Source organism: Streptomyces sp. F001 (assembly GCF_004187715.1).
GTDB lineage: Bacteria > Actinomycetota > Actinomycetes > Streptomycetales > Streptomycetaceae > Streptomyces > Streptomyces flavusporus.
The window spans coordinates 67,668-88,619 of the sequence record NZ_QZWF01000021.1 but is presented as its reverse complement, the minus strand read 5'-3'; the positions used below and the strand labels follow the sequence as shown (position 1 = coordinate 88,619).

General features: G+C 71.6%; 16 protein-coding genes, 1 tRNA gene and 1 pseudogene. 11 read left to right on the top strand and 7 right to left on the bottom strand.

Annotation, left to right across the window (positions count from 1 at the left end; genetic code table 11):
• Positions 1-104: 104 nt before the first annotated feature.
• The 3 genes from StrepF001_RS37365 to StrepF001_RS37355 all read left to right on the top strand — a co-directional run bounded on the left by StrepF001_RS37365 (position 105) and on the right by StrepF001_RS37355 (position 3,077).
• Positions 105-1,619: an MFS transporter gene (locus tag StrepF001_RS37365; protein WP_240797835.1), complete on the top strand. Its 1,515-nt coding sequence runs from the start codon at positions 105-107 to the stop codon at positions 1,617-1,619.
• 42 nt (positions 1,620-1,661) lie between these two features.
• Positions 1,662-1,735 (top strand) — tRNA-Pro (locus tag StrepF001_RS37360).
• Between the two features lie 253 nt (positions 1,736-1,988).
• Complete coding sequence (locus StrepF001_RS37355) at positions 1,989-3,077, top strand: IS630 family transposase (RefSeq protein WP_129802608.1); 1,089 nt, start codon at positions 1,989-1,991, stop codon at positions 3,075-3,077.
• 278 nt (positions 3,078-3,355) lie between these two features.
• Here the strand turns inward: StrepF001_RS37355 and StrepF001_RS37350 are convergent, their stop codons facing one another.
• Both StrepF001_RS37350 and StrepF001_RS37345 read right to left on the bottom strand, forming a co-directional pair.
• Positions 3,356-4,126, bottom strand: a complete 771-nt coding sequence (locus StrepF001_RS37350) for a transposase (RefSeq protein ID WP_129802607.1) — start codon at positions 4,124-4,126, stop codon at positions 3,356-3,358.
• Between the two features lie 222 nt (positions 4,127-4,348).
• Positions 4,349-5,725 carry an IS1380 family transposase gene (locus tag StrepF001_RS37345; protein ID WP_129801280.1) on the bottom strand — a complete coding sequence of 459 codons (1,377 nt, stop codon included), beginning with the start codon at positions 5,723-5,725 and terminating at the stop codon, positions 4,349-4,351.
• A gap of 226 nt (positions 5,726-5,951) precedes the next feature.
• Between StrepF001_RS37345 and StrepF001_RS37340 the strand changes: the two genes are divergently transcribed.
• Positions 5,952-6,392 (top strand): ATP-binding protein, encoded by a 441-nt coding sequence (locus StrepF001_RS37340; protein ID WP_129802606.1) that lies wholly within the window; start codon positions 5,952-5,954, stop codon positions 6,390-6,392.
• 539 nt (positions 6,393-6,931) lie between these two features.
• Entirely contained in the window at positions 6,932-7,150 is a 219-nt protein-coding gene (locus StrepF001_RS37335) for a hypothetical protein (RefSeq protein WP_206307058.1), read from the top strand.
• A 236-nt stretch (positions 7,151-7,386) separates the two neighbouring features.
• Here StrepF001_RS37335 and StrepF001_RS37330 read toward each other — a convergent pair whose 3' ends face one another.
• Both StrepF001_RS37330 and StrepF001_RS37325 read right to left on the bottom strand, forming a co-directional pair.
• Positions 7,387-8,910 carry a branched-chain amino acid ABC transporter substrate-binding protein gene (locus StrepF001_RS37330; RefSeq protein ID WP_129802604.1) on the bottom strand — a complete coding sequence of 508 codons (1,524 nt, stop codon included), beginning with the start codon at positions 8,908-8,910 and terminating at the stop codon, positions 7,387-7,389.
• Positions 8,901-10,892, bottom strand: coding sequence for a hypothetical protein (locus StrepF001_RS37325; protein ID WP_165396483.1), 1,992 nt, complete (start codon positions 10,890-10,892; stop codon positions 8,901-8,903). Before StrepF001_RS37325 ends, StrepF001_RS37330 begins: the two co-directional genes overlap by 10 nt.
• A 383-nt stretch (positions 10,893-11,275) precedes the next feature.
• Here StrepF001_RS37325 and StrepF001_RS48705 point away from each other — a divergent pair.
• Together StrepF001_RS48705 and StrepF001_RS37315 are read left to right on the top strand one after the other, a co-directional pair.
• Positions 11,276-11,437, top strand: a pseudogene (locus tag StrepF001_RS48705) (inositol 2-dehydrogenase); the annotation flags it as partial.
• Positions 11,438-11,559: 122 nt separating this feature from the next.
• Complete coding sequence (locus StrepF001_RS37315) at positions 11,560-11,991, top strand: tetratricopeptide repeat protein (RefSeq protein ID WP_129802601.1); 432 nt, start codon at positions 11,560-11,562, stop codon at positions 11,989-11,991.
• 23 nt (positions 11,992-12,014) lie between these two features.
• Here StrepF001_RS37315 and StrepF001_RS37310 read toward each other — a convergent pair whose 3' ends face one another.
• Positions 12,015-12,308, bottom strand: coding sequence for a hypothetical protein (locus tag StrepF001_RS37310; RefSeq protein ID WP_129802600.1), 294 nt, complete (start codon positions 12,306-12,308; stop codon positions 12,015-12,017).
• 219 nt (positions 12,309-12,527) lie between these two features.
• Positions 12,528-13,613, bottom strand: coding sequence for a M12 family metallopeptidase (locus StrepF001_RS37305; protein ID WP_129802599.1), 1,086 nt, complete (start codon positions 13,611-13,613; stop codon positions 12,528-12,530).
• Between the two features lie 97 nt (positions 13,614-13,710).
• Between StrepF001_RS37305 and StrepF001_RS37300 the strand changes: the two genes are divergently transcribed.
• The gene (locus StrepF001_RS37300; RefSeq protein ID WP_129802598.1) at positions 13,711-15,513 is read left to right on the top strand and encodes a LuxR C-terminal-related transcriptional regulator; all 1,803 of its coding nucleotides are present in this window, start codon (positions 13,711-13,713) and stop codon (positions 15,511-15,513) included.
• Between the two features lie 152 nt (positions 15,514-15,665).
• Here the strand turns inward: StrepF001_RS37300 and StrepF001_RS37295 are convergent, their stop codons facing one another.
• A complete protein-coding gene (locus StrepF001_RS37295; protein ID WP_129802622.1) occupies positions 15,666-18,230 on the bottom strand; it encodes a CHAT domain-containing tetratricopeptide repeat protein in 2,565 nt (854 codons plus the stop codon).
• 149 nt (positions 18,231-18,379) lie between these two features.
• Between StrepF001_RS37295 and StrepF001_RS37290 the strand changes: the two genes are divergently transcribed.
• Genes StrepF001_RS37290 through StrepF001_RS37280 form a run of 3 tightly spaced genes read left to right on the top strand, consistent with a single transcriptional unit; the run spans position 18,380 to position 20,951 of the window.
• A complete protein-coding gene (locus StrepF001_RS37290) occupies positions 18,380-19,819 on the top strand; it encodes a S8/S53 family peptidase (protein ID WP_129802597.1) in 1,440 nt (479 codons plus the stop codon).
• Positions 19,816-20,454, top strand: a complete 639-nt coding sequence (locus StrepF001_RS37285; RefSeq protein ID WP_129802596.1) for a sigma-70 family RNA polymerase sigma factor — start codon at positions 19,816-19,818, stop codon at positions 20,452-20,454. Before StrepF001_RS37290 ends, StrepF001_RS37285 begins: the two co-directional genes overlap by 4 nt.
• Positions 20,455-20,498: 44 nt before the next feature.
• Positions 20,499-20,951 carry a hypothetical protein gene (locus StrepF001_RS37280; protein WP_129802621.1) on the top strand — a complete coding sequence of 151 codons (453 nt, stop codon included), beginning with the start codon at positions 20,499-20,501 and terminating at the stop codon, positions 20,949-20,951.
• Position 20,952 lies beyond the last annotated feature (1 nt).

The following is a 20,952-nucleotide window of genomic DNA, read 5'->3' as shown; positions in this document are numbered from 1 at the left end:
TCCCCGCGGCCGTCGGCGTGCCCGACGCTGCCCCGCAGCGCGCCCGTCCGTACGTCCGCGCCGGATGACCTCGGCCGCACCTGTCCTGTCCGGAGAGGCCTTTCATGCCCCGCAAGTCCACCCGTCTCACCTTCGCGGTCCTCGCGACCGGTGCCGGCGTCTTCGCCATGCTCCAGTCGCTGATCGCGCCCGCCCTGCCGACGGTCCAGCACGCCCTGCACACCTCGCAGTCCACCGCGACCTGGGTGATGACGGCCTATCTGCTGTCGGCCTCGGTGTTCACTCCGATCCTCGGCCGCGTCGGCGACCTGATCGGCAAGAAGCGCACCCTCGTCGCCGTCCTGCTGACGGTGCTGGCCGGCTGTCTGCTCGCCGCGCTCGCGCCGAGCATCGGCGTGCTGATCGTCGCCCGCGTCGTCCAGGGCGTCGGGGGAGCCCTGTTCCCGCTGTCCTTCGGCATCATCCGGGACGAGTTCGCCCCGGCGCAGGTCAGCGGCAGCATCAGCAACCTGTCCGCGGTGATCGCCGCGGGCGGTGGCGTCGGCATCGTCGCGGCCGGACCGATCGTCTCCGCGCTCGACTACCGCTGGCTGTTCTGGATCCCCGTCGCGATCGTCGCACTCACCACGCTCATCGCCCTGCGGTACGTGCCCGAATCGCCCAACCGGGCCGAAGGGAACGTCAGTTGGCTCGGCGCCGCGCTGCTGTCGGCCTGGCTGGTGGCGTTGCTGCTGCCGCTCAGCCAGGCGGGCCAGTGGGGCTGGGGCTCGGCCCGCGTCATCGGCCTGTTCGCCGCTGCCGTCGCCCTGTTCGCGCTGTGGCTGCTGGCCGAGGCCCGCTCCCGCACCCCGCTGATCGACCTGCGGGTCATGCGGCTGCCCGCGGTGTGGACCACCAACACCGCCGCGCTGCTGTTCGGCGCGGGCATGTACGCGATCTGGTCCTTCCTCCCCGGGTTCGTGCAGACACCCGCCTCCGCGGGGTACGGCTTCGGCGCGAGCGTCACCGAGGCCGGGCTGCTCATGCTGCCGATGCTGGTCGCGATGTTCCTCTCGGGCGTGCTGAGCGGCCGGCTGGAGCCGGTGCTGGGCGCCAAGACGCTCCTCACCACCGGCGCCGCGCTCGGCGCCGTCGCCTGCGGCTTCCTCGCCCTGTGGCACGACCGGCCCTGGCAGGTCGCCTTCGTGGCAGGCGTGTTCGGCCTCGGCATCGGGCTCGCCTTCGCGGCCATGGCCAACCTGATCGTGGGCAGCGTCCCGGCGGCGCAGACCGGTGCGGCCACCGGCATGAACGCCAACATCCGCACCATCGGCGGATCCATCGGCGCCGCGGTGACCAGCGTCCTGGTCACCGGCCACCTCCAGCCCTCGGGCCTGCCCTACGACTCCGGCTACACGCACGGCTTCGCCCTGCTGGCCGTCCTCTGCCTCGCCGCGGCCCTCGCCGCACTCCTCGTCCCGCCCGCCGCCCCGGCCGCCCGGCCGTCCCGGCCCGCTCGGCCGACGACGCACCGGACACCGCACCGCAGCCCGCCACACCTGCCGCGCGAGGCTGACGCCCACGCAGGCAGTGGCACGCCCGATCCGTGCCGTCCCGGGGCTGTCACGTGCATGAGGTAGGGTTTACCTGCACGTTCACGCGGCCGCCGCGGGTACGGGCACCGGGACGTGGCGCAGCTTGGTAGCGCACTTGACTGGGGGTCAAGGGGTCGCAGGTTCAAATCCTGTCGTCCCGACAGTTCGATGGACTGTCATCGCAGGTCAGGGCCTTGGATCACATCATGTGAGACGAGGCCCTTGATCATTTCTAGGCATTCGTCTCACAATTTCTCACAGACGGGTCCATAAGCTGCCCAGGCTGCCTGGATCCGCTGACCTACAGAGAGCCGCTCCGGCCGGACCTTGGCCAAACACGGCCAGAACATGCGTCAACGCGCCCTACACTAGTGTCCTGAGTCGTTAGTTCGCTTGCGGTTGTAGGGTGGGGCGGTGCCTGGTCCGAAGCCGTTGCCGTTGGAGTTGTCCGATCGCGAACGCCGGGTGCTGCGGGGCTGGTTGCGCAAGCAGACCGCCCCTCAGGCGCTGGTGCTGCGGTCGAGGATCGTGCTGGCGTGCGCGGAGGGCCTGTCGAACGCGCGGGTCGCGGATGACCTGGGCGTCTCGAGGGAGACGGTGCGTAAGTGGCGGTCCCGGTTCGCCGCGGAGCGGCTGGAGGGTCTGGTTGACCGGCCGCGTTCGGGGGCGCCGCGGAAGATCACGGACGAGCAGGTCGAGGCACTGGTCGCCAGGACGCTCGGCCAGGTGCCGCCGACGGGTGATTCACACTGGTCGACGCGTTCCATGGCCGAGGCTGCGGGCATGTCGCAATCGGCTGTCTCACGGATCTGGCGGACGTTCGGCCTCAAGCTGCACATCGTGGAGACCTGGAAGCTGTCGACCGACCCGCAGTTCGTGACCAAGGTCCGTGACGTGGTGGGTATTTACCTGTCCCCGCCGGAGAACGCCCTGGTCCTGGCGGTGGACGAGAAGTCGCAGATACAGGCCCTGGACCGGACCCAGCCGGTGCTGCCGATGGCGCCAACCACGCCGGCGAAGATGACGCACGACTACGTCCGGCACGGCACGACCAGCCTGTTCGCCGCCCTGGACATCGCCTCCGGCTCGGTCATAGCCCAGCACTACCGCCGCCACCGCCACCAGGAGTTCCTCCGCTTCCTGAAGGTCATCGACGCAGCCGTCCCCAAGGACCTCGAACTCCACCTGGTCTTGGACAACTACGCCACCCACAAGACCGAGCCGGTCAAGAAGTGGCTGCTTCGGCACCCCCGCTTCCATCTGCACTTCACCCCGACCTCGGCGTCCTGGCTCAACCTCGTCGAGCGCTGGTTCGCCGAGCTGACCTGCCGCAAACTCCGGCGCTCGGCCCACCGCAGCGTCGTCGAACTCGAACGGGACATCCGCGGCTGGATCAACGAGTGGAACAAGAACCCCAAGCCGTTCGTCTGGACGAAGACCGCCGACGACATCCTCGACACCCTCGCCGCATACTGCACACGAATTAACGACTCAGGACACTAGCTGGCCGTGACATCCCAGGGCGATGACAGCACCCCGGTTCCTGACATAGCACCTGCGGGTGACGATGACGGAGACCCCGGCACCAGGCAGGTAAGGGGCAACTCGAACACCAGCACCACAGCCCTCAACACTTCTTCATCGCAGCACAGCGAAGATCGCCGCATTGTTCTAATTGGATTTGCCGTCGCTTTAATTGGTGCGCTAATTGGTGGATTCTTTTCCTAAGGGCTGTCCCGTAAATGATCTTTGACGTGCCTGGTGGCGTGCTGGTTTCTGTATCACCCGGCAAGGACGAGGTTGTGCAGGCGGGCGATGCCGAGCATGGCGTGGTGGACGCCGTCGCCTTTCAGGCGGCAGTCGCGGAGGATCTTCCAGCTCTTCATTCGGGCGAAGACGTGCTCGACGCGGGCGCGGACTTTGCGGTGGGAGGTGTTGTGCTCCTCCTTCCAGGCTGGGAGTTCGGCCTGGCCTTTGTCGCGGCGGTGCGGGATGACCAGGCCTGTGCCCCGGTAGCCGCCGTCCGCGATGACCGTGGTCTTGCCGACGGCGGCTTTGGCGCCGGACAGCTCCCATGCCTTGCAGTCATTGCGGTTGCCGGGCAGCGGCCGGCCGACGGCGACGACGAGCCGGGTGTCGGCGTCGATGACGACCTGGTGGTTGGTCGAGTACCGGTAGTTCTTCGACTGCTCGGCGACGGTGTGGTCGCGGGTCGGGACCAGGGTTCCGTCCACGATCAGCACGGTGTCCTTGCGGAACCGCTTGCGCTGCTGGAGCGCGAGCGAGGGCCCGAGGTGGTTGATGATGCGGTCGGCCGCCGACTTCGACACCCCGAACAGCGGGGCGAGTTGGCGCAGGGTGAGGTTGGTGCGCCAGTATGCGGCGACCAGCAGGACCCGGTCCTCCAGTGGCAGACTCCAGGGTCGGCCCTTGCGCACCGGGTCCGCGCCCTCCCGCCGCAACGCGGTGACCAGTTTGCCGAACTGACGCGAGCTCAGCCCGGTGAACGGGGCTATCCAGGACGGCTCCGACGCCGTGATCACACCAGACACATCAAGATCATCTCACCCGTGACCAGCAGTTACGGGACAGCCCTTACCTAGCCTCGATCTTGCATGAGGGTCCGTCAGCTTGCTGACGGACCCTTTCGGCTCGGTCGGGGCGGTTATTTCTGCAGGTGGGCAGGTTGGCGGCCCGGCTGTCGCGTCGGGTGGGCGCCGGGTTCCACGGCTCCGGTCGGGTGGTGCTGCTCGTAGGGGTGGGGAAGTTGCTGGTCAGCCGGGGTTCGGCAGGGCTGCGAGTCGTTGCAGGGCTTCGGTGATCAGGCCGGTCCAGGGCCAGTGCCTGGCGAGGCGGAGGATGCGGCGGCGTCCGGTGGTGACAAGCTGAGCGGCCGCGGAGAACAGCCGCAGCCGCAGGCGGCGGGGTTCCCACCGGCGGGCTTGGCCGGTGAGGGCGAGCATCGGCATCCAGGCGAGCAGGTCGAGGGCGATCTGGACGATCTCCAGCCAGATCTGGTTCTGTGCGGCGTCGTGCAGGGGGAGGTTGCGCAGGCCGGTGGCGCGGGCGGCGCGGATGCGGTCCTCGGCGCGGGCCCGCTGGCGGTGGCGCAGCTCCAGCTCGGCGATCGGGGTGTTTTTGGTGTTGGTGGCGAAGCAGGTCAGGCGCATCCCGTCGGCGTCGGTCAGGCGCAACTGGGCGCCGGGGTGCGGCCGTTCCTTGCGGATGATCAGGCGCATCCCCTTCGGCCAGCCCTTGAGGCAGTCTCCGTCGAGCTCGGCGGCCCAGGCGCCGTCGCGGACCTCTCCGTCGGGCTCGACGGCCGGCGTCCAGGCCGATGCCGGGACCTTCAAGACAGCGGCGTGGATGGCGTCGGTGATGGTCATGCCGACCGAGTACGAAAGCCACCGGCCGCGGGCGGACAGCCAGTCGACGAACTCGTGGGTGCCCCCGCCGGAGTCGGTGCGGATCAGCGTCCGCCGTCCGCGCCGGTACTTCTTGGGCAGCTGCGCCAGCGCGAGCCGGGCGGCTTCGATGTGGTCGGCGGCGGTGTTGCTGCCCGCTTTCCCGGGCCGCAGCAGGGCGGCCACCGGTTCCCCGGACCCGCCCCGGCCGTGGTCGACGAACCCCATCAGCGGGTGGTGCCCGAAGGTCTTCTTCCAGGTCGCGGCCGCATCCTGTTTCTCGGAATGCGCGATGACCAGCACCCCGTCCAGGTCCACGACCACCTGTCCGGCCGCGTCCGGAGCCGCGTCGCCGGCCAACGTCCATACATCTGCGCGGACTTGAGCGCGGGCCTGGCGCAGTGCGGTCAGCGCACGCTTCCCGCCCGCTGCCAGCGTGTCGATCAGCCGGGACACCGTCGGATCGGAGGCCACCGGCCCGAACACTGCCGGTTCGGCCCGCAGCGTGCCCACGTCTGCCAGGCAGTCTCCGCCCAGCGCGACCGCGAGCGCCACATCCAGCAGGATCTTGCCCGGATCATGCACCGCCCGCGGCTTGCGCCACGGCGCCAACGCCGCCGATATCGCCTGATCCAGGCGGGTTTTGCGGACCGTCTCCACCAGCAGCACCCCGCCGGCCTGGGAAACCACCCCGCGACCTCCGCCTTCGGTACGGACACGCGGGTAGAACCCGATACTCTTCTTCACCTGGAGAGTGCTTCTTTCCTGCGACGACCTGGACCCTAGACAAGTCCCATCATCGCAGGTCAGGAGCACTTTCCGCGTTTCTGATCACCCACCGGACGCTCCACCGCGTGAAAGCGCGAGGCTAGACGTCACAGTTGGCCAGACGTTGACGCCACCCTCCCATCGGGATGACGCTTGAACGTGCACCGCTGGGAGGTCTGCGATGGCCAGTCCCTACCCCCACTCCATGGGCCTGACGCTACCTGCTTCCGAAACCGCGAGCATCAAGGCACGCCAACTCACGTACTACGCCCTCATGTCCTGGGGACTTGGTCGCCTCTACAGTGACGCGAGGATCATCGTCACAGCACTGGTTGACAATACGATCAAGGCAGTCACGCTTCATGAATCGGTCTCAAGCGAGATAGGTCTGCGGCTCCGAGCAACGGGGCGCAGCCTGATGATCGAAGTTGAGGACCCGCTCGCCGAGTGGCTGCCCCGTCGTATCGACGAGGCCATGGAACTTCGCTTCATCAGTGTCCTCAGCGATGACTGGGATATCCGACCGTCCACAACGGGCAAGATCGTATGGGCCACACTCTCCGACGAACCACCCACCTACCTTTCAGGAGCACCCTGGCCAGCATCCGGCGAACCATGGCAAGAGCGGAAACGAGGAACGGGCTGAGGCCCCGTGTACCTCTTCTAAACAGGCGCTTCGCTCCTTGTGGATCAAGGAATCAACAGCACGGGCCCCCTCGCGCCTACGGGGCTCTGGTGACGCGACAGACCCCATATATAAGGAGAGGGCGTCTCACACATTTCTCACAGACCGGCTCACACCGTCTCACGGTCGATGCCTCTGACCTGGACGTTTGCCGGACTCCCTGGACTGTGTGGACGTCCTGACCTCGGCGTCAGTTTCTGGGGGTCAAGGGGTCGCAGGTTCAAATCCTGTCGTCCCGACTCTGCTTTCGGCAGGTCGGAGGCCGTTCTCTCATGATTGGGAGGGCGGCCTTTCGTGCGTCCGGGGGTGTGGTGGTCGCAGTGTGGTCGCACGCCAGGGGTCGGGGCTGGTTCGCAGCGGTGCTGAAGGCGGGCGGCGCGGGGGAGCGGAGCCGGCGGACGGCCTCGTGGAGGCGACGGATGTGGTCGCGTGGTGGTCGCAGCCACGTCGACCGGTCCGGCGAGGTCCTCGGGGCCGAACAGTGTTGTGTCGTCGACGATGTGGAGCCGTTCGTCGCCATCCTTGTGGCGCTGCTCGACGTGCCGGCTCAGCAGCTCGCGGACGCGTGTCAGCGTGAGTGCGCCGGCCGCGAGTTCGGCGGGGCGGCCGACGGTGCGGACGCTGCCGTCGGCCCGTACGAGCGTGGGGCTGGGGTGCTCCTCGGCGACCGGGCAGATGATGGGGGTGGTGATCACGATCGACGAACTCGTTCGGTGTGAGCACGCGCGCGCCGGGCAGCTCGTCCTCGTCGAGGGAGTGAGCGGGCCCCCAAACCTCGACGCCCTTGTGTGCGTGGAGGACGGGGATGGCCGGTCGGGGCGCCGACAACGCGTAGCTGATGCATGGTGCGCCGGCCCTCGGGCTTCGGCAGGCGTACGACATCTCATCCGCGCCCGGCGGCGTGCGAAGCGACGGTGTGTCCGGCTACAGGGATGGTGAAGCCCTGGGCCCGCCGTCACCACACCACCTTCCGCAGCCGTGCCGTCCCCTGTAGCTGATCTTCGTCGCCGCCGGACGTTCCCTCGCGGCGGACCAGTTCGAGGACGGGGATGCCGTGGTCGACCACGGTGCCCTTCTCGGTGAAGGAGAGATAGCCGCCGGCGCCGTGGGCCTTCTGGGAGATCATGACCTGGAACATGGCGGCGACCGCCTTGCCGTCCGGGCGGTGGTTGCCGGAGCCGTTCTCGCCGCGTGCCATCTGCAGGGCTTTGCCGATGACGGCGACGGAGTCGTGGGCGACCATGGCCTGGCCGTCGTCGTGGGTCGGACGGAACCACTCGGCCATGCGGCCGCCGGGGGCGAACTCGCGGGCGGGGTCGGGGATGTCGTCGCGGTCGTCCCACATGCGGGGGTGGGCGAGGCCGGTGAACAGCAGGCGGACGCCCTTGTCGGCGGACTCGGCAAGCTGCGCGCTGGAGAGGTTGCTGGTGTCGTCGCCGGTCATGACCGTGACGTTCTGCCAGGCGTCGTCCTGCTCGCCCCGGCAGGTACGGTCGGCGAGCTCGGTGAGGAATCGGCCGAGCTGTTTGCCGCGCCCGGCGAAGAAGACCACGTCGGGGCGCTCGTCGCACAGTGCCTCGGCCAGGAAGTGCATCTGGTTGCCCCAGCTCTCCTGGGAGGAGTCGTAGACGTAGCGGCGTTCGGCCAGCCGGGACCTGGTGCCCCGGGGGTAGACGTGGGCGAATTCCTCGGCAAGGGTGCGTGCGTAAAGGTTGCCTGAAGCCTTGTCGACGACCAGGGCCGCGGTGTCGTACCCCTCATCGTGCAGGTAGGAGGCGGCGGCGCGGGCCTGTGCGGAATTCGGCGGGGCGACCCGTACGAGGCGCTCGGCGACCATGTCGGTGGCGGTCGCGGTGGACGCGGCCAGGGCCAGCCCGGCGTCCGAGAGAGCGCGCGCGGCGGCCTTGTTCTCCTCGGTGGACGGCCCGATCCCGGCCACCGCGACCAGCGGGTGGTCACCACCGGTGCGCGCCTTCAGTTTCTCGACGGTGAACTGCCAGTGCCGGGAGCGGCTGCCGGGGTTGGCGAGAATCAGCTTGATCTTGGGGGAGTAGGCGGCGTTGTGCCGCACCTGCGCGAGGTAGGCGCCCTGGAGCTCGTGGCGTACGGATTCGGCGGAATTGGAGTCGTCGTCGCGGACCGTGAGCGTCGTCAGATACGCCACCTCGACGTACGGGGTCTTGGCGTCCTTTGCGGTGATGTCCGCGTTCTCCTTGGCGATACGGTCGGTGATGGCGCGCAGATCGTCGGTGAAGACGAAGGTGCCGGAGTCCGGGACGCCGACGCACTCGGCCGGGGTGCCGCGCTGCTCCACGCCCTCGGTGCAGTGCCGTTCCGGGCTGAGCCACCAGAGCAGGCCGACCGTGACCAGGGCGGCCACAACCAGAGCGACGGCGGCCCAGCCGAGTGTGCGGTACAGGCGTCGTCTCGTCCAGCGCGGTCTGCTCGGATACGTCCCCTGACGTGGGGTCACCACCACGTCACCCCCTCCTGGGTCTGCGGCGGCACCCAGTCACGGAACCGGGCCGCCTCTTCGTACAGCGGCAACGTGTCGCGGTCGAGCAATGCCGCGAGCCGGCTGAAGCGCTCCGCGAGTTCGGGCAGCATGCGCCCGCGCGGATCGGTGAGCGGGTCGGCCCACAGCCAGCCGGCCGCCACCAGTCCGCAGACCGTGCGCCGCAGTTCGTCGGTGCCGGCCGCACCCGGTGTGGCGAGCCGGGCCAGATGGTGCTCCGGCTCGGGGAACCGCTCCAGCCGGTTCGGTGCCGCGCACACCCGTTGCAGCAGTGCCACCCACTCCCGGCGCGGCAGTGCCTGATCCCCGGTGAGCAGGGCGGTCAGGGTGTCGGCCACCGCCGCCGGTTCGCCCAGGGCGAGCCGGTGGTACAGCACGTCGGCGGGGCGCTGAAGCCGGTCGGCGTGCGCGTGGAACGCGGCGTGCACCCGCCGCCAGCGCTCCTCGTCCGCGGCCAGGCGCCACAGCAGCAGCCGCCGCAGCCACGGCAGGAACCGCAGCTCACCCGAGGCGTCGTGGTACACCAGCCAGCGGTCGAGGAGGCGGGTGACCAGCGGACGCGGCACCGGCCCGGACGGCTCCGAGACCACCTGCGGGGCCTCGTCCACCGCGTGTGCGGCGGCCCACTCCTCCAGCGTGTGCACCTCCTGCTCGGTGAAGTCGGCCAGGAGCCGGCCGAGCGCGAGATCCACCAGCCGCGGCGCACCGCGCTCCGCTGCCGCCTCGGGCAGCATCCGCAGCGATCGGGGGGACACCGGCCGCTCGCTGTCCGGCAGTGCCTGCGCGAGCTGGGCGACCGCCCAGGGCAGACCGCCGGTGAGCCGGTGCGCCCAGTCCGCCTCCTGGGTCCAGCGCGGACGCCCGAGCGCGGCGAGGGCGGCGACGTCGTCCCGGGTCAGATTGCGCAGCCGTACGGCGTACCACCAGGACCCGGCGCCGCCGTCCGCCGACCGGTGGTTCAGCCAGTCCGCGAGCGAGGCCGCATCCGACCCGACCACCCGTACCCCTTCGCCCGGCCCGCCGTCGCGACTGGGCCCCCAGGTGGCGGGCCACTTGTGCAGACTGCCGGCGACCACCGCCGGGTCGTTGCCGTGACCGTCCTCCGGCAGCGCCTCGCGCACCCGGGCCCAGGCGCGGACGAAATCCAGGCCCATCGGCTCCTGGCAGTTGTCGAGGAGCACCAGCATCGACTTGTTGTGCAACGGCCCTCGTGCGTGCGCCCGAAGATCGTGGACGAACGCCTCGAGGAGCAGGCGCTCCACCCGTGCCCGGTGGTCTGCCGTCTCCTGGTGCCACCAGGCGTTCAGTTCGACCAGCGCGTCGTCCGGGTCGGTCAGTCCGGCCAGCCGGCCGGCGTACCACTGCCGTCCGCGGCGCTCCTGCAGCAGGCTCAGCTGGCGTCCCGGCGACACCTGGATGTGCTCGGACACGGCGGCGAGCACCGAGAACGGCCCGGGCACCTCGAAGGCGCTCGTCACCTGCATCGCGGTACGGCTGAGTGAGCCGACGATGTCGCGCGTGCGGGAGGGCATCTGGTGGCGCAGCCGCCGGGTGATGCCGACCCGGGCGAGTCGCCGGGCGCCGTCGCGGGTCGGTGGGTCCCAGCGGTGTTCGGTGGCGAGCAGCCCGATGGTGAGCCGCGGGAAGGCAACCGGGTCCAGCGGCTTTCCCGACTGCAGCTGGTGCGCCAGCGCGGCGAGCACCTCGCGCATGGACAGCTGGCCGCCGCCGGCGCGCGGTTCGAAGTTGAGGTACGCCACCGGGCACACCGTCTGGAAGTACTCCAGGGCCGACTCGTGCATCTGACTGGCGCCCGTGCCACGCGGCCCGAGCAGCATCAGCAGCGGACGTGGCGGCGGACTGCCGGGCGGGGTGTGCAGCGCGTCCGCCAGGAACCGCAGCACCGGCCGCCGGCCCCGGAAGCCACCCGGTATCTCCTCCGCCATCCCTGTCACCCCCGTCACCTGGCGCGAACAGCAGTGTCGCACCAAGAGAGTGTCACTACCAGCGAGTTGGGGAGGGTCTTCGAGGCGTGACAGGCGGTGCTGGGGACGGTGGACGGACCGTCAGGGCTCGCAGCTCCGAGGACTGTCCGTTCCGGAACCGACAGGCCACCGGCGACAGCGAGTTCCTGGTCCTGCCGCTCACGGGATCGGCAACGGCGGACCGTCGCGGGCTACTCCTTCCAACTGGCGGACCGACCGGCGTGTCAGACGCGGTCACCCACTTCGCCCACCTCCCGCGGGACGCCCGGGCGCATATCAGCAGCGAGGCCGGCGGACGGTTCGCCCTGCCCTCCGCCCGCACCGCACAGGTCCTCATCCCGCGCTACGACATCCAGTGCGAGACCGTCGGCGAGGCCGGACTCGCCCGGCTCCCCGACCCGGCCGCCGTCGGCGTTTGCACCGCGGGCGGGCACCACATCGGGGTCCTCCAGGACTGGACGCGCCGGTTCACCGCCGCCTTCGACGCCGAGTGGATCGCCTCGGTCCCGAGAGGACTGAGAGGCCTCCTCTCGACCGTGCTGACCTCCGTTTGCGGAATAGGGGCGTCCCGCAGCGTGTTGCGAGGGGTTGGTTGATGTGTCAAGGCAGCAGTCGGAGAGGAGCCCTGATGACCGACAACCTCAACGACTACCGGGCGAACGGCGGCGTCGCGCCCGACCGCTGGGCAAGCGCCCTGCACCTGTTCGACAACGGCGCCGGGGTCCCGCACGAGGAGACCACCGTCGAGCGCTGGGAGCGGGCCCGGCTGCTCTTCGAGGCCAAGGACTACATCGGCGCCGCGAAGCTGCTCGCCGTCGTGGTCGAGGAGGCCCCGGAGCAGACCGGCCCCCGGCTGCTGCTGGCTCGCGCCTACTACCACTCGGCACAGCTGCGGGCCGCCGAGGAGCAGCTGCGCAAGGTCATCGACCGTGACCCGGTGGAGCACTACGCCCACCTGATGCTGGGCCGCACCCTGGAACGTCAGGGGCGGCACGAGGAGGCGGGGTCCTGGCTGCGTATGGCCGCCGCGTTCTCGGGCGAGTTCCCGGACGACGACTGAGCGGCGGATCGCCTGCTGCGCGGTCAGCGCATGCGCCGGCCGCGCAACAGGCGCCACAGTACCCACGCCTGCACCAGGCCGCCGGCGGCCAGCAGCACGCTGTAGGCCTCCGGCGGGGCCGGTATCAGGATGAGCGGGATGGACACGGGCAGGGTCACGAGGATGAGCCACACCCCGCCCAGGCCCGGATCGCCCACCAGGACCAGGGTCTCCAGCCAGGCGGCGACGCCGACGACGAGCGCGGCATAGCCACCGGCCACGATCAGGGCGGTGTCTCCTCGGGTGTACAGGGCGGCCGAATGACGGGGCCAGTGCATGGAGGCCTCCTCCTGGTCAGGGACTACTGCGGTCTCCGTGTCCAGAAGTACCCCTGCCGCAGGCCGTGAGGCTTCCGTGCAGCTACTCGATCAGGATGAGTACGCGCACTCATCCATGGCGTGGTCGGAGACGTCACCCTCCCCCGAAGGTGACGTCCCCGACCGCTCCCCCGGTGCCGGACTGTGGTCCAGGCGTCCGCGTGGCGCGGGGCCGTGCTGTCACCAGCACATGACCGCCGTCTCGCCCGGACCCCACGAGGAGTACAGGCGCACACGGACGAAGTAGCGGCGGCCCTTGACGAGCCGGGCCTTGACAGTGGCGTTGCCGGAGGTGCCTGCGTCGTCCTGTCCGGTGAGGTAGCGGGGTTCGCCGTCCCGCTCCTCGAAGACCACGACGACGGTGTCGCTGTCGCCGAAGGTGCCCACCGTGTACTCGCGGGTCTCCGGCGGCTCGACCACGAAGTCGGCCTGCTCGCCCGGCCGCAGACCCAGCGGCGCCGAGCGGAACGGCACCAGCGCGGGCGGCTGCGGCACGCCGGCCGGCGGGTACCAGCGAAGGACGAACTCCTTGTCGAGGGCCGACAGCGCGCCGGGCGGGTTCAGGCCCCCGCGGAACTGCTCGGGCTCCAGGATCAGCCCCGACGGGAACGGGTACTCCATGATCGACAGCGGGTCCCAGACGGAGCCGTTGACCTCGTCCGGGTCGAGCTTGCGCAGGATGTTGAAGAACGTCCGGTCCCGGCTCCAGAAGTTCGGCGGGCCCGCCAGTTCGGCGTACACGGCCTCGTCGTCCCAGTGGATGCCCGCGAACGGGCTCTGGTGCTCGTGCAGCATGCCGAGCGCATGCCCGATCTCGTGCAGGGCCGTCCCCCGCTCCCCGGGCGCGGTCAGATCCCAGCCGAAGTTCATGGTGCGTTCGTTGCGGCCGACCCGCAGGGCGTCCCTGCCCACCGTCGACCAGGAGCCGTCGCCGAACTGGAACCCGATGCGCAGCTCCGCCTCGGGCCGGTCGTCGACCTCGGTGAAGGTGAGGCCGATGCCCAGGTCCTGCCACTCCCGGAAGCACTCGCGCACGACGTCCTGCTGGTCCTTGGCGCCGGCCCACGACACCCGCCGGGTCTCCGCGGTCCCCGGAACGGGGATGACGGAGCCGTCGGTGTCGCCGTCGAAGAAGTAGTAGTGCAGGACCGTGCCGTTGACCCACATCCGCCGACCGCCGCGCAGCGCACTGAGCCGCTCGGCGGTCAGCCCCGGTGCGAAGACCGGGGCCGACGCCTGCGCGAGGGAGCAGTAGCGTCCGGCCATGCGCACAGACTGCCGTCGGCCGGGCCGGGGCGCCTGAGTCGGGGGCTACTCAAGTCGCCCTGTATCAGGTGTGAGTAGCGCTGCTCTTATAGGCGTGATGACTTACGCACAGGACGCGAAGACCCTGGAGCTGCCCTGGCCGTTCGCCGGTCGGGAGGACGAACTCGAACTGGTCCGCCGGTCGCTGACCGCCGGCCGGCACGGCATCGTCGTGACCGGTCCGGCGGGCTGCGGAAAGACCCGGCTCGTCACGGAGGCCGTCCGCGGCACCGACTGCGCCAGGGCCGCCGGAACCCCCGAGACCCGGGAGATCCCCTTCGCCGCGTTTGCCCACCTGCTGCCCGAGGCGGTCGGCCTGCACCGGGCGGTGCACCTGCTCTCCGGCGTACGCCTGTTGCTGGTGGACGACGCGCACCTGCTCGACGACGCCTCCGCGGCCCTGGTCCACCAGCTCGCCGTCCACGGCCGCACCCGCCTGCTGGTCGTCGCCACCGACGGCGCCCGCGTCCCCGGCGCCGTGTCCCGGCTGTGGACCGGCGAACTGCTGCCCCGCCTCGCCCTGGAGCCGCTGCCCGCCACGGAGACGGCCCAGCTGCTGACCGCGGGCGCCGGAGGCCCCCTGGAACCGCTCACCGCGAACCGACTGCACCGCCTGTGCCGGGGGGACCTGCGGCTGCTGCGCGAGCTGCTGGGCGCGGTGCGCGACGGCGGGCTGCTCACCCGGGTCCCCGACTCCGACGAGCGGGCCTGGCGGGGCCCGGTGCCGGTCACCGCGACCCTGCGCGACCGCACCGCGCCGGCCCTGGACCGCGCCGACTCCGACGAGCGTGAGACCCTCGACCACCTCGCCTTCGCCGAACCCCTGCCGCTGCACCTGGACGAACTCGACCTCCGCCCCCTCGAACGCCTCGAGGCCGACGGCCTGATCCGCATCGACGACCACGGCGCCGTCCACCTCGCCGACCCCCTGTACGGACCCGCGCTGCGGGCCACGGCCGGTACGCTGCGTGCCCGGCGGCTCGCGGGCACCCCGGACCGGTGCGGCCCCGCGCTGGACGCGGAGCGGGCGGCGCTGGCACAGCGCATCGAGCAGGCCGACGTGACCCCGCTGCCCACACCCGTGGGGGAGTGGCTCGCGGCGGAGGGCGCGCCGGTGCCGGCCGGGTACGCCGCGGTACGAGCACGTTTCGCGCGGCTGCGCGGAGAGCTGCGGGAGGCCGGGGCATGGGCGCGCGAAGGCCTGCGCGCTGCGCCCGACGACGCGCCCTGCCGCACCGAGCTCGCCCTCGCCGCCGCCCAGTCGGGCGAGGTGACGACAGCTCAGGAGGCGATGGTGGGTTCCGCGGCGGCGGCCTGGCTGGCGGCGGCACATGGCGCCGTCGACGGGGCACTGGCCACGCTCGCCGAGGAGGAGGCGTACGACGCCGTACGCCTCGGTGCCCCCGAGCACGCCACCGGCCGCCTGCGCGGCGTCTTCGCCGACCACGCCGACGCGCTCGCCCGTGGTGACGGGCCCGCCCTGGACCGGGCGGCCGCACGGCTGGAGGAGCGTGGCTTCCTGCTCTTCGCCGCCGAGGCGCACGCCCAGGCGGTACGGGCGCACCGCGACCCGCGTGCCGCGCGCACCTCGCGCACCCGCGCCGTCGCCCTCGCCCGCCGCTGCCAGGGCGCCCGCACCCCCGCCCTGTCCGGCCTCGTCCTGGGCGAACTCACCGCCCGCCAACGGCAGATCGTCACCCTCGCGGCGGCCGGCCTCAGCAACCGGCAGATCGCCGAACAGCTCACCCTCTCGATCCGCACCGTCGGCAACCACCTCTACAGCGCCTACGCCCGCCTCGGTGCCAGCGACCGCGGAGCCCTGCCCTGGTTCGTCGAACTGCCCGCCGCGCAGCCGGCGTGAACCGGCATCACGCCGCCCCGAACGCCGTGAACGTCCACCCGGTGGCCTGGTGCGCCACGTCGCCGGCAGTGCCGCGTGGGCGTCGCGTAGTGCTCGGCCGGCGCCAGGCCGGGCCCTTGTGGAGTGTGAGCGTCAGCGGGTCCGCAGCGTCGTCACGCCGCCCCGAACGCCGTGAACGCCCACCCCGTGGCCCGGTGCACCGCATCACCCGGCAGCGCCGCCCGGGCGTCGCGCAGCGCCTCGGCCAGCGACAGACCGGCGCTCAGGCCCTTGTGCAGCGCGAGCATCAGCGGGACGACCGCGGCATCGTTGACGGGTGCGCTGCTCGCCACCACCCCGGCCGTGCCCAGCGGCAGCAGCGCGGTGACCAGGCCGAGCAGCTCGTCCGCGCCGACCGAGGCGAGCCGGGCGGTGTCGCAGCTGGACAGGATGATCCGGTACGGGCTGCGGTCCAGGCGTTCGAAGTCGTGCACGATCAGCGGACCGTCGGCCATCCGCAACGCCGAGAACAGCGGGCTGTCCGCGCGGAAGGTGCCGTGCGCGGCGATGTGGGCCAGCGCGGCGCCGTCGAGTTCCGCCAGGACGCGCGGCACCCGCGCCTCGTCGTGTTCCAGGACGGTCGGCCGGCCGTACCGGTCGGCCACGTCGGGCACCTCCGCGCCGCCGGTCGCCAGGCCCGGCCCGCGCACCAGGACGTGCCGGCCGCCCGGCGGCGGCTCGGTCTCCCGGGCCCGCAGCCAACTGCTCGCCGACGGCGACACGCTGAGCACCCGGTCCCGCAGCGAGGGCAGCAGCGCCCACGGCACCCGGTGCAGCCGGCCCGGCGGTACCACCACGACCGGGCCGGGCCCGAGATGCGCCGCGGCCGGACCGAGCAGCAGCTCCTGAAGGCGGTGGCCCGCCGCTTCCACCACTGGCAGCCGGCCCTCCGCCCCCGGATGGGCGAGGCGTCGCAGCCCGGCCTGCACGTGCTCGGCCTCGGCCTCTGCCTCCGCCAGCAGCCCCGCCTCGAACCGCCGCACCCGCCCCTGACCGCACAGCAGCACATGCACCCGCCCGTCCAGGACGGCGAGTTCCACCAGCCGCGCCTCGCCGAGCCGCTCCAGGAGCCGCCCGATGTCGAAGCGGAGCTCGTCACCGGGAGCGTCGCCCCGCATGTGCAGGGTCCGTGAGCGGATCTCCCGCTCCAGGCGGCGCTCCTCGCGCTCCAGTGCCGGGACGGGACGGCCCTCCATGCGGGCGGCCTCGGCGCGGGCGGCGATCTCCCGGTAGGCGGTCAGGGAGCTGAGCAGCGCCGGGTCGGCCGGCGGACGGGTCGGGGGCGTGGACAGTACGGTGGCCCGCCAGCGCTCGCTCCACACCAGCAGCCGGCGCGGCCCGCCGCCCGTCAGGCTGGCCTGCTGGGCGAGCGCGGCCAGCTCCGCGCCCTGCTCGGTGGCGCGCGCCCGCAGCTCGGACGCGCCGAGCGTCATCCGATGGTCGTCCAGCACGTCCAGGCCGCGCCGGCACGCCTCCAGAACCCCTCGGCCGGAACCGGCGGCCCGCGCCCGCAGCGCCTGCGCCGCCCAGCCCGTCATCCGCGCCAGCGGTGGCCCGCTGTGCCTGCTGCGGGCGGCGACCGCCAGATGCCGCTCCGCGTCCGTGCGCCAGCCCAGGCCCAGCGCGATCCGGCCCGCGAGCAGCGACGCCTCCGGCGCGGCCGGCGCCCCGAACGCGGCCAGCCGGTCGGCCACCGCGGCGGCGTCCGCGACCAGCCGCCCCGAACTGCGTCCCGCGGCCACCCGTGCCTCGATCAGCACCAGCCGGGCATGCGTCTCCCACCAGGTCCGCCGCTGCCCGGCGAACAGCCGCACCGCCAGCGCCGCCCGTGCGATCGCCGTGTGCGGATCGCCCGCCAGCCGGGCCGCACGGGCGGCTGCCAGCAGCAGCTCCGCCTTGCGGGTCGACTGCCCTCCTATGCCGTCGAGGACCGCGATCGCCGCGTCCGCCTCGGCCAGCGCCTCGGGGGCGAGCCCGGCCGCCATCAGTACCTCGCAGCGCCGGATGTTCAGCATGAACGACGGCGTGCCGAGCTTGGCGTACCGCTCCGCGGCCTCGTCCAGCAGCCGCAGCGCCGCCGGGACGTCGCCCGAGCGGAACGCGGCAAGGCCGCGACTCTCCACCGCGTCGGCCTTGTCGTGCTCCTGACCTGTGGTGTCCCACAGCGCCTCGGCCGCGGTGAAGTCGGAGTCCGCCCGCTCCACCGCGCCCAGCGCCAGATGCACAGTCGCCCGCAGCGTCAGCGCCCGCGCCGTCCAGATCACGTCGTCCGCCTGCCGCAGCACCGGAATCGCCCGGCGTACGTCCTCCAGCGCCTCCCGATGACGGCCCAGCACCCACCAGACGTACGCCCGCCGGTACAGCACGCGCGCCCGGGTGTGCCCCGTGCCGCGCAGGACACCCCGTTCGAAGGCGGCCAGACCCTGCCGGGTGCGCCCCGCGTGGACCAGCGCCACGCCGAGCGTGCCGAGGACGTCCGCCTCCCGGTCGGCCGACTCCGCGCGCGCGGCGAGGTCACGGGCGCGGCGCAGATGGTGCAGGGCGATCCGCAGGTCGCCGAAGTCCCGCTGCCAGATGCCGATCACCTGGTGGGCGACGGAGGCGTACAACGGCGGCGGACCGGTGTCGAGCACCCGTTCCGCCCCTGCCAGCGCGTCGTTGGGAGCGGCGAACACCATCGGCAGCAGTTCGAGAACCGAGTCGCTTCCCGCTGTCACCCCTCGGATGGTAGTGGCCCCGGAACCGTGCCACACAGGATTGTCTCTGTATCAATCAGCCGTCCCGCGGCTCTACTTGTCGACCAATGCCCCACCGGGAGGAACACGCCATGGCACCACAGCGATTCCGCGAGCAGTTCGACCAGATCCAGCGCTCGATGCCCGATGTCCCCTTGGCGATGGGCCCGGACGACTCCGCCGAGTTCCTCTACGAGAAGGGCGTAGTGATCGCCCGCGACGGCGAGGAGGCCCGGCTCGTCGAGGACACCGTGCGGGCCCACTTCACCGAGACCACCGGCCTGGTCGCCGAGAGCGTGCGCCGGGCGAGCTCCGAGACCAACCGTTCCGGGATCACCCGTATCCAGGTCGGGGACCCCGGACAGGGCGACCAGCGTGGCGACCGTGCCGTGGCGAGTGCCCTGCGCGCGCTGAGCGCCGCGGAGGGGCGTGCCGGGCACAGGCTGGTCAGCCGCAACCACGTGGTGCACATCGCGCCGGTCAACGCCTGCCCCGGCGACGAACCCGTACCCGCCCCGCCCACCGAGCAGCCCAACCCCGCCGCGGCCGAGGCGATGCACGACCCGGACACGGCCGTCGGCGTCCTCGTGATCGACACCGGCCTGATGAAGGACTACCGCTCCTACCCGCTGCTGGCCCACACCCAGGGCGACGCCCAGATCAAGGAGACCGACGACAACGGCATCCTCCAGCAGTACGTCGGACACGGCACGTTCATCGCCGGACTCGTCGCCGCCGTCGCACCCAACACCGACCTCACCGTCCGCAACACCCTCAACGACGCGGGCGCCATCCTGGAGTCGGAGTTCGGCGACAAACTGTTCGAGGCCGTCGACAGGAGCGGCTGGCCCGACATCCTCAGCCTGTCCGCCGGCACCCCCAACGGCCGCACCGACGGCCTGCTCGGCGTGCAGGCCTTCATGGAGGAACTGCGCACCCAGCGCACCCTGCTGGTCGCCGCGGCCGGCAACAACGGCAGCGCCACCCCCTTCTGGCCCGCCGCCTACTCCGACCTGCCCGGCTACGAGAACAGCGTGCTGTCGGTCGGAGCGCTGCGCAGCGACGGCGAGTTCGGCGCCTGCTTCAGCAACCACGGCGCCTGGGTGAAGGTCTACGCGCCCGGCGAGCGCCTCACGAGCTCCCTCACCGGCTTCGACGCGCCCGTCCCGTACGTCTACCAGCACTCCACGTACGAGGCCTGCCGCTACGGCTTCAGCTACGCCTGCACCTGCCAGAACCCCCGGCACACCGGCGTGTTGAGCGAGGAACAGGGAACCACCGCGAGCAAGCCGGACCAGGTGATGTTCGAGGGGTTCGCGCAATGGAGCGGCACCTCCTTCGCCACCCCGGTGGTCGCCGGGATGATCGCGTCCCACATGGTCGCGCACAAGGAGCGCGACCCGCGCGCCGCCGGGCAGCAACTGCTCGAGACGATCACGGAGTTCGCGTCGGTGCGCGGCGACCGTGTGCCGGCCCTGCGTCCGCCCACGTGGCGCCCGGTGCCGGTCGTGACCCTCCCTCCTGGGGCATGAGGGCCGTAACCGTCCCCGCCACCGCGTACGATGACTTGCCGTACACGAGGGGTGGGGCCGTGGACCGTGCAGATGTCGGCGCGCTCGTCCAGTCCGCCGTCGACGGCGACGCGGCGGCCTGGAAAGCGCTGGTGGAAGGGCTGAGCCCACTGGTGTGGTCCGTCGTGCGCGCACACCGGCTCTCCGACGCCGACGCGCACGAGGTCTACCAGACCGTCTGGTTCCGCTTCGCCCAGCACCTCGGGCGCATCCGTGAACCGCACAAGGCGGGCGCCTGGCTGGCGAGCACCGCACGGCACGAAAGCCTGAAGGTCATCAGGAGTTCACGGCGGCTGACGCCGACCGATGACCCGCAACTCCTGGACCGGGTCAGCGAGGACCGTACGCCGGAACAGTCCGTGCTCGACTCCGAGGAGGCCGCCGCACAGAGCGAGCGCGTCCGACGGCTGTGGCAGGAGTTCGAGGAACTCGGCGAGCGCTGCAGGCAGTTGCTGCGGGTCCTGATGGCCTCGCCGCCGCCCAGCTACCAGGAGGTGTCCGCCGCCCTGGGCATCGCCGTCGGCAGCATCGGGCCGCTGCGCCAGCGCTGTCTGCGCCGCCTGCGGGCCCGACTCGACGCACGGGGAGTGCTGTGAACGCCCACCACGACAACAGCGACGACGGCTACGACGAAGCCGTCCTGAACGATGCGGAGTTCGACGACGGTCTGCTGGAGGGGGAACTGCGCGGTGCCGCCGCCATCCTGGATCCGGTGCCGGCCGAGCTGCGGCGCCTGGCCGTCGAGGCGTTCATGCTGCGCGATCTGGACGCCCGGCTCGCCGAGCTCACCTTCGACTCACTGGTCGACGCCATTCCGGTCAGGGGAGTGACGGACGCACCGCGGATGCTGACCTTCCGCGCCGGTGAGCTGACCGTCGACGTCGAGGTGACGGAGCGGGGCGTGATGGGGCAGGTGCTGCCTCCGCAGCCGGCCCGCATCGAGGTGCTCGGCGGCCTCCAGCCGACCGCGCCCGCCACCCTCACGGCCGACGCCATGGGCCGTTTCGCCGGCGACGTACCGACCGCCGGTCCTTTCGCGCTGCGGCTGCGGACCGGCGGGGAGGTGGTCGTCACGGAGTGGCTGCGGGCCTGAG

Coding starts and splice junctions, on each gene's coding strand:
- StrepF001_RS37365 (WP_240797835.1), top strand. CDS start 105: ATGCCCCGCAAGTCCACCCGTCTCACCTTCGCGGTCCTCGCGACCGGT.
- StrepF001_RS37340 (WP_129802606.1), top strand. CDS start 5,952: ATGGGCCTGACGCTACCTGCTTCCGAAACCGCGAGCATCAAGGCACGC.
- StrepF001_RS37325 (WP_165396483.1), bottom strand. CDS start 10,892: ATGGCGGAGGAGATACCGGGTGGCTTCCGGGGCCGGCGGCCGGTGCTG.
- StrepF001_RS37315 (WP_129802601.1), top strand. CDS start 11,560: ATGACCGACAACCTCAACGACTACCGGGCGAACGGCGGCGTCGCGCCC.
- StrepF001_RS37310 (WP_129802600.1), bottom strand. CDS start 12,308: ATGCACTGGCCCCGTCATTCGGCCGCCCTGTACACCCGAGGAGACACC.
- StrepF001_RS37305 (WP_129802599.1), bottom strand. CDS start 13,613: ATGGCCGGACGCTACTGCTCCCTCGCGCAGGCGTCGGCCCCGGTCTTC.
- StrepF001_RS37300 (WP_129802598.1), top strand. CDS start 13,711: ATGACTTACGCACAGGACGCGAAGACCCTGGAGCTGCCCTGGCCGTTC.
- StrepF001_RS37295 (WP_129802622.1), bottom strand. CDS start 18,230: ATGGTGTTCGCCGCTCCCAACGACGCGCTGGCAGGGGCGGAACGGGTG.
- StrepF001_RS37290 (WP_129802597.1), top strand. CDS start 18,380: ATGGCACCACAGCGATTCCGCGAGCAGTTCGACCAGATCCAGCGCTCG.
- StrepF001_RS37285 (WP_129802596.1), top strand. CDS start 19,816: ATGAGGGCCGTAACCGTCCCCGCCACCGCGTACGATGACTTGCCGTAC.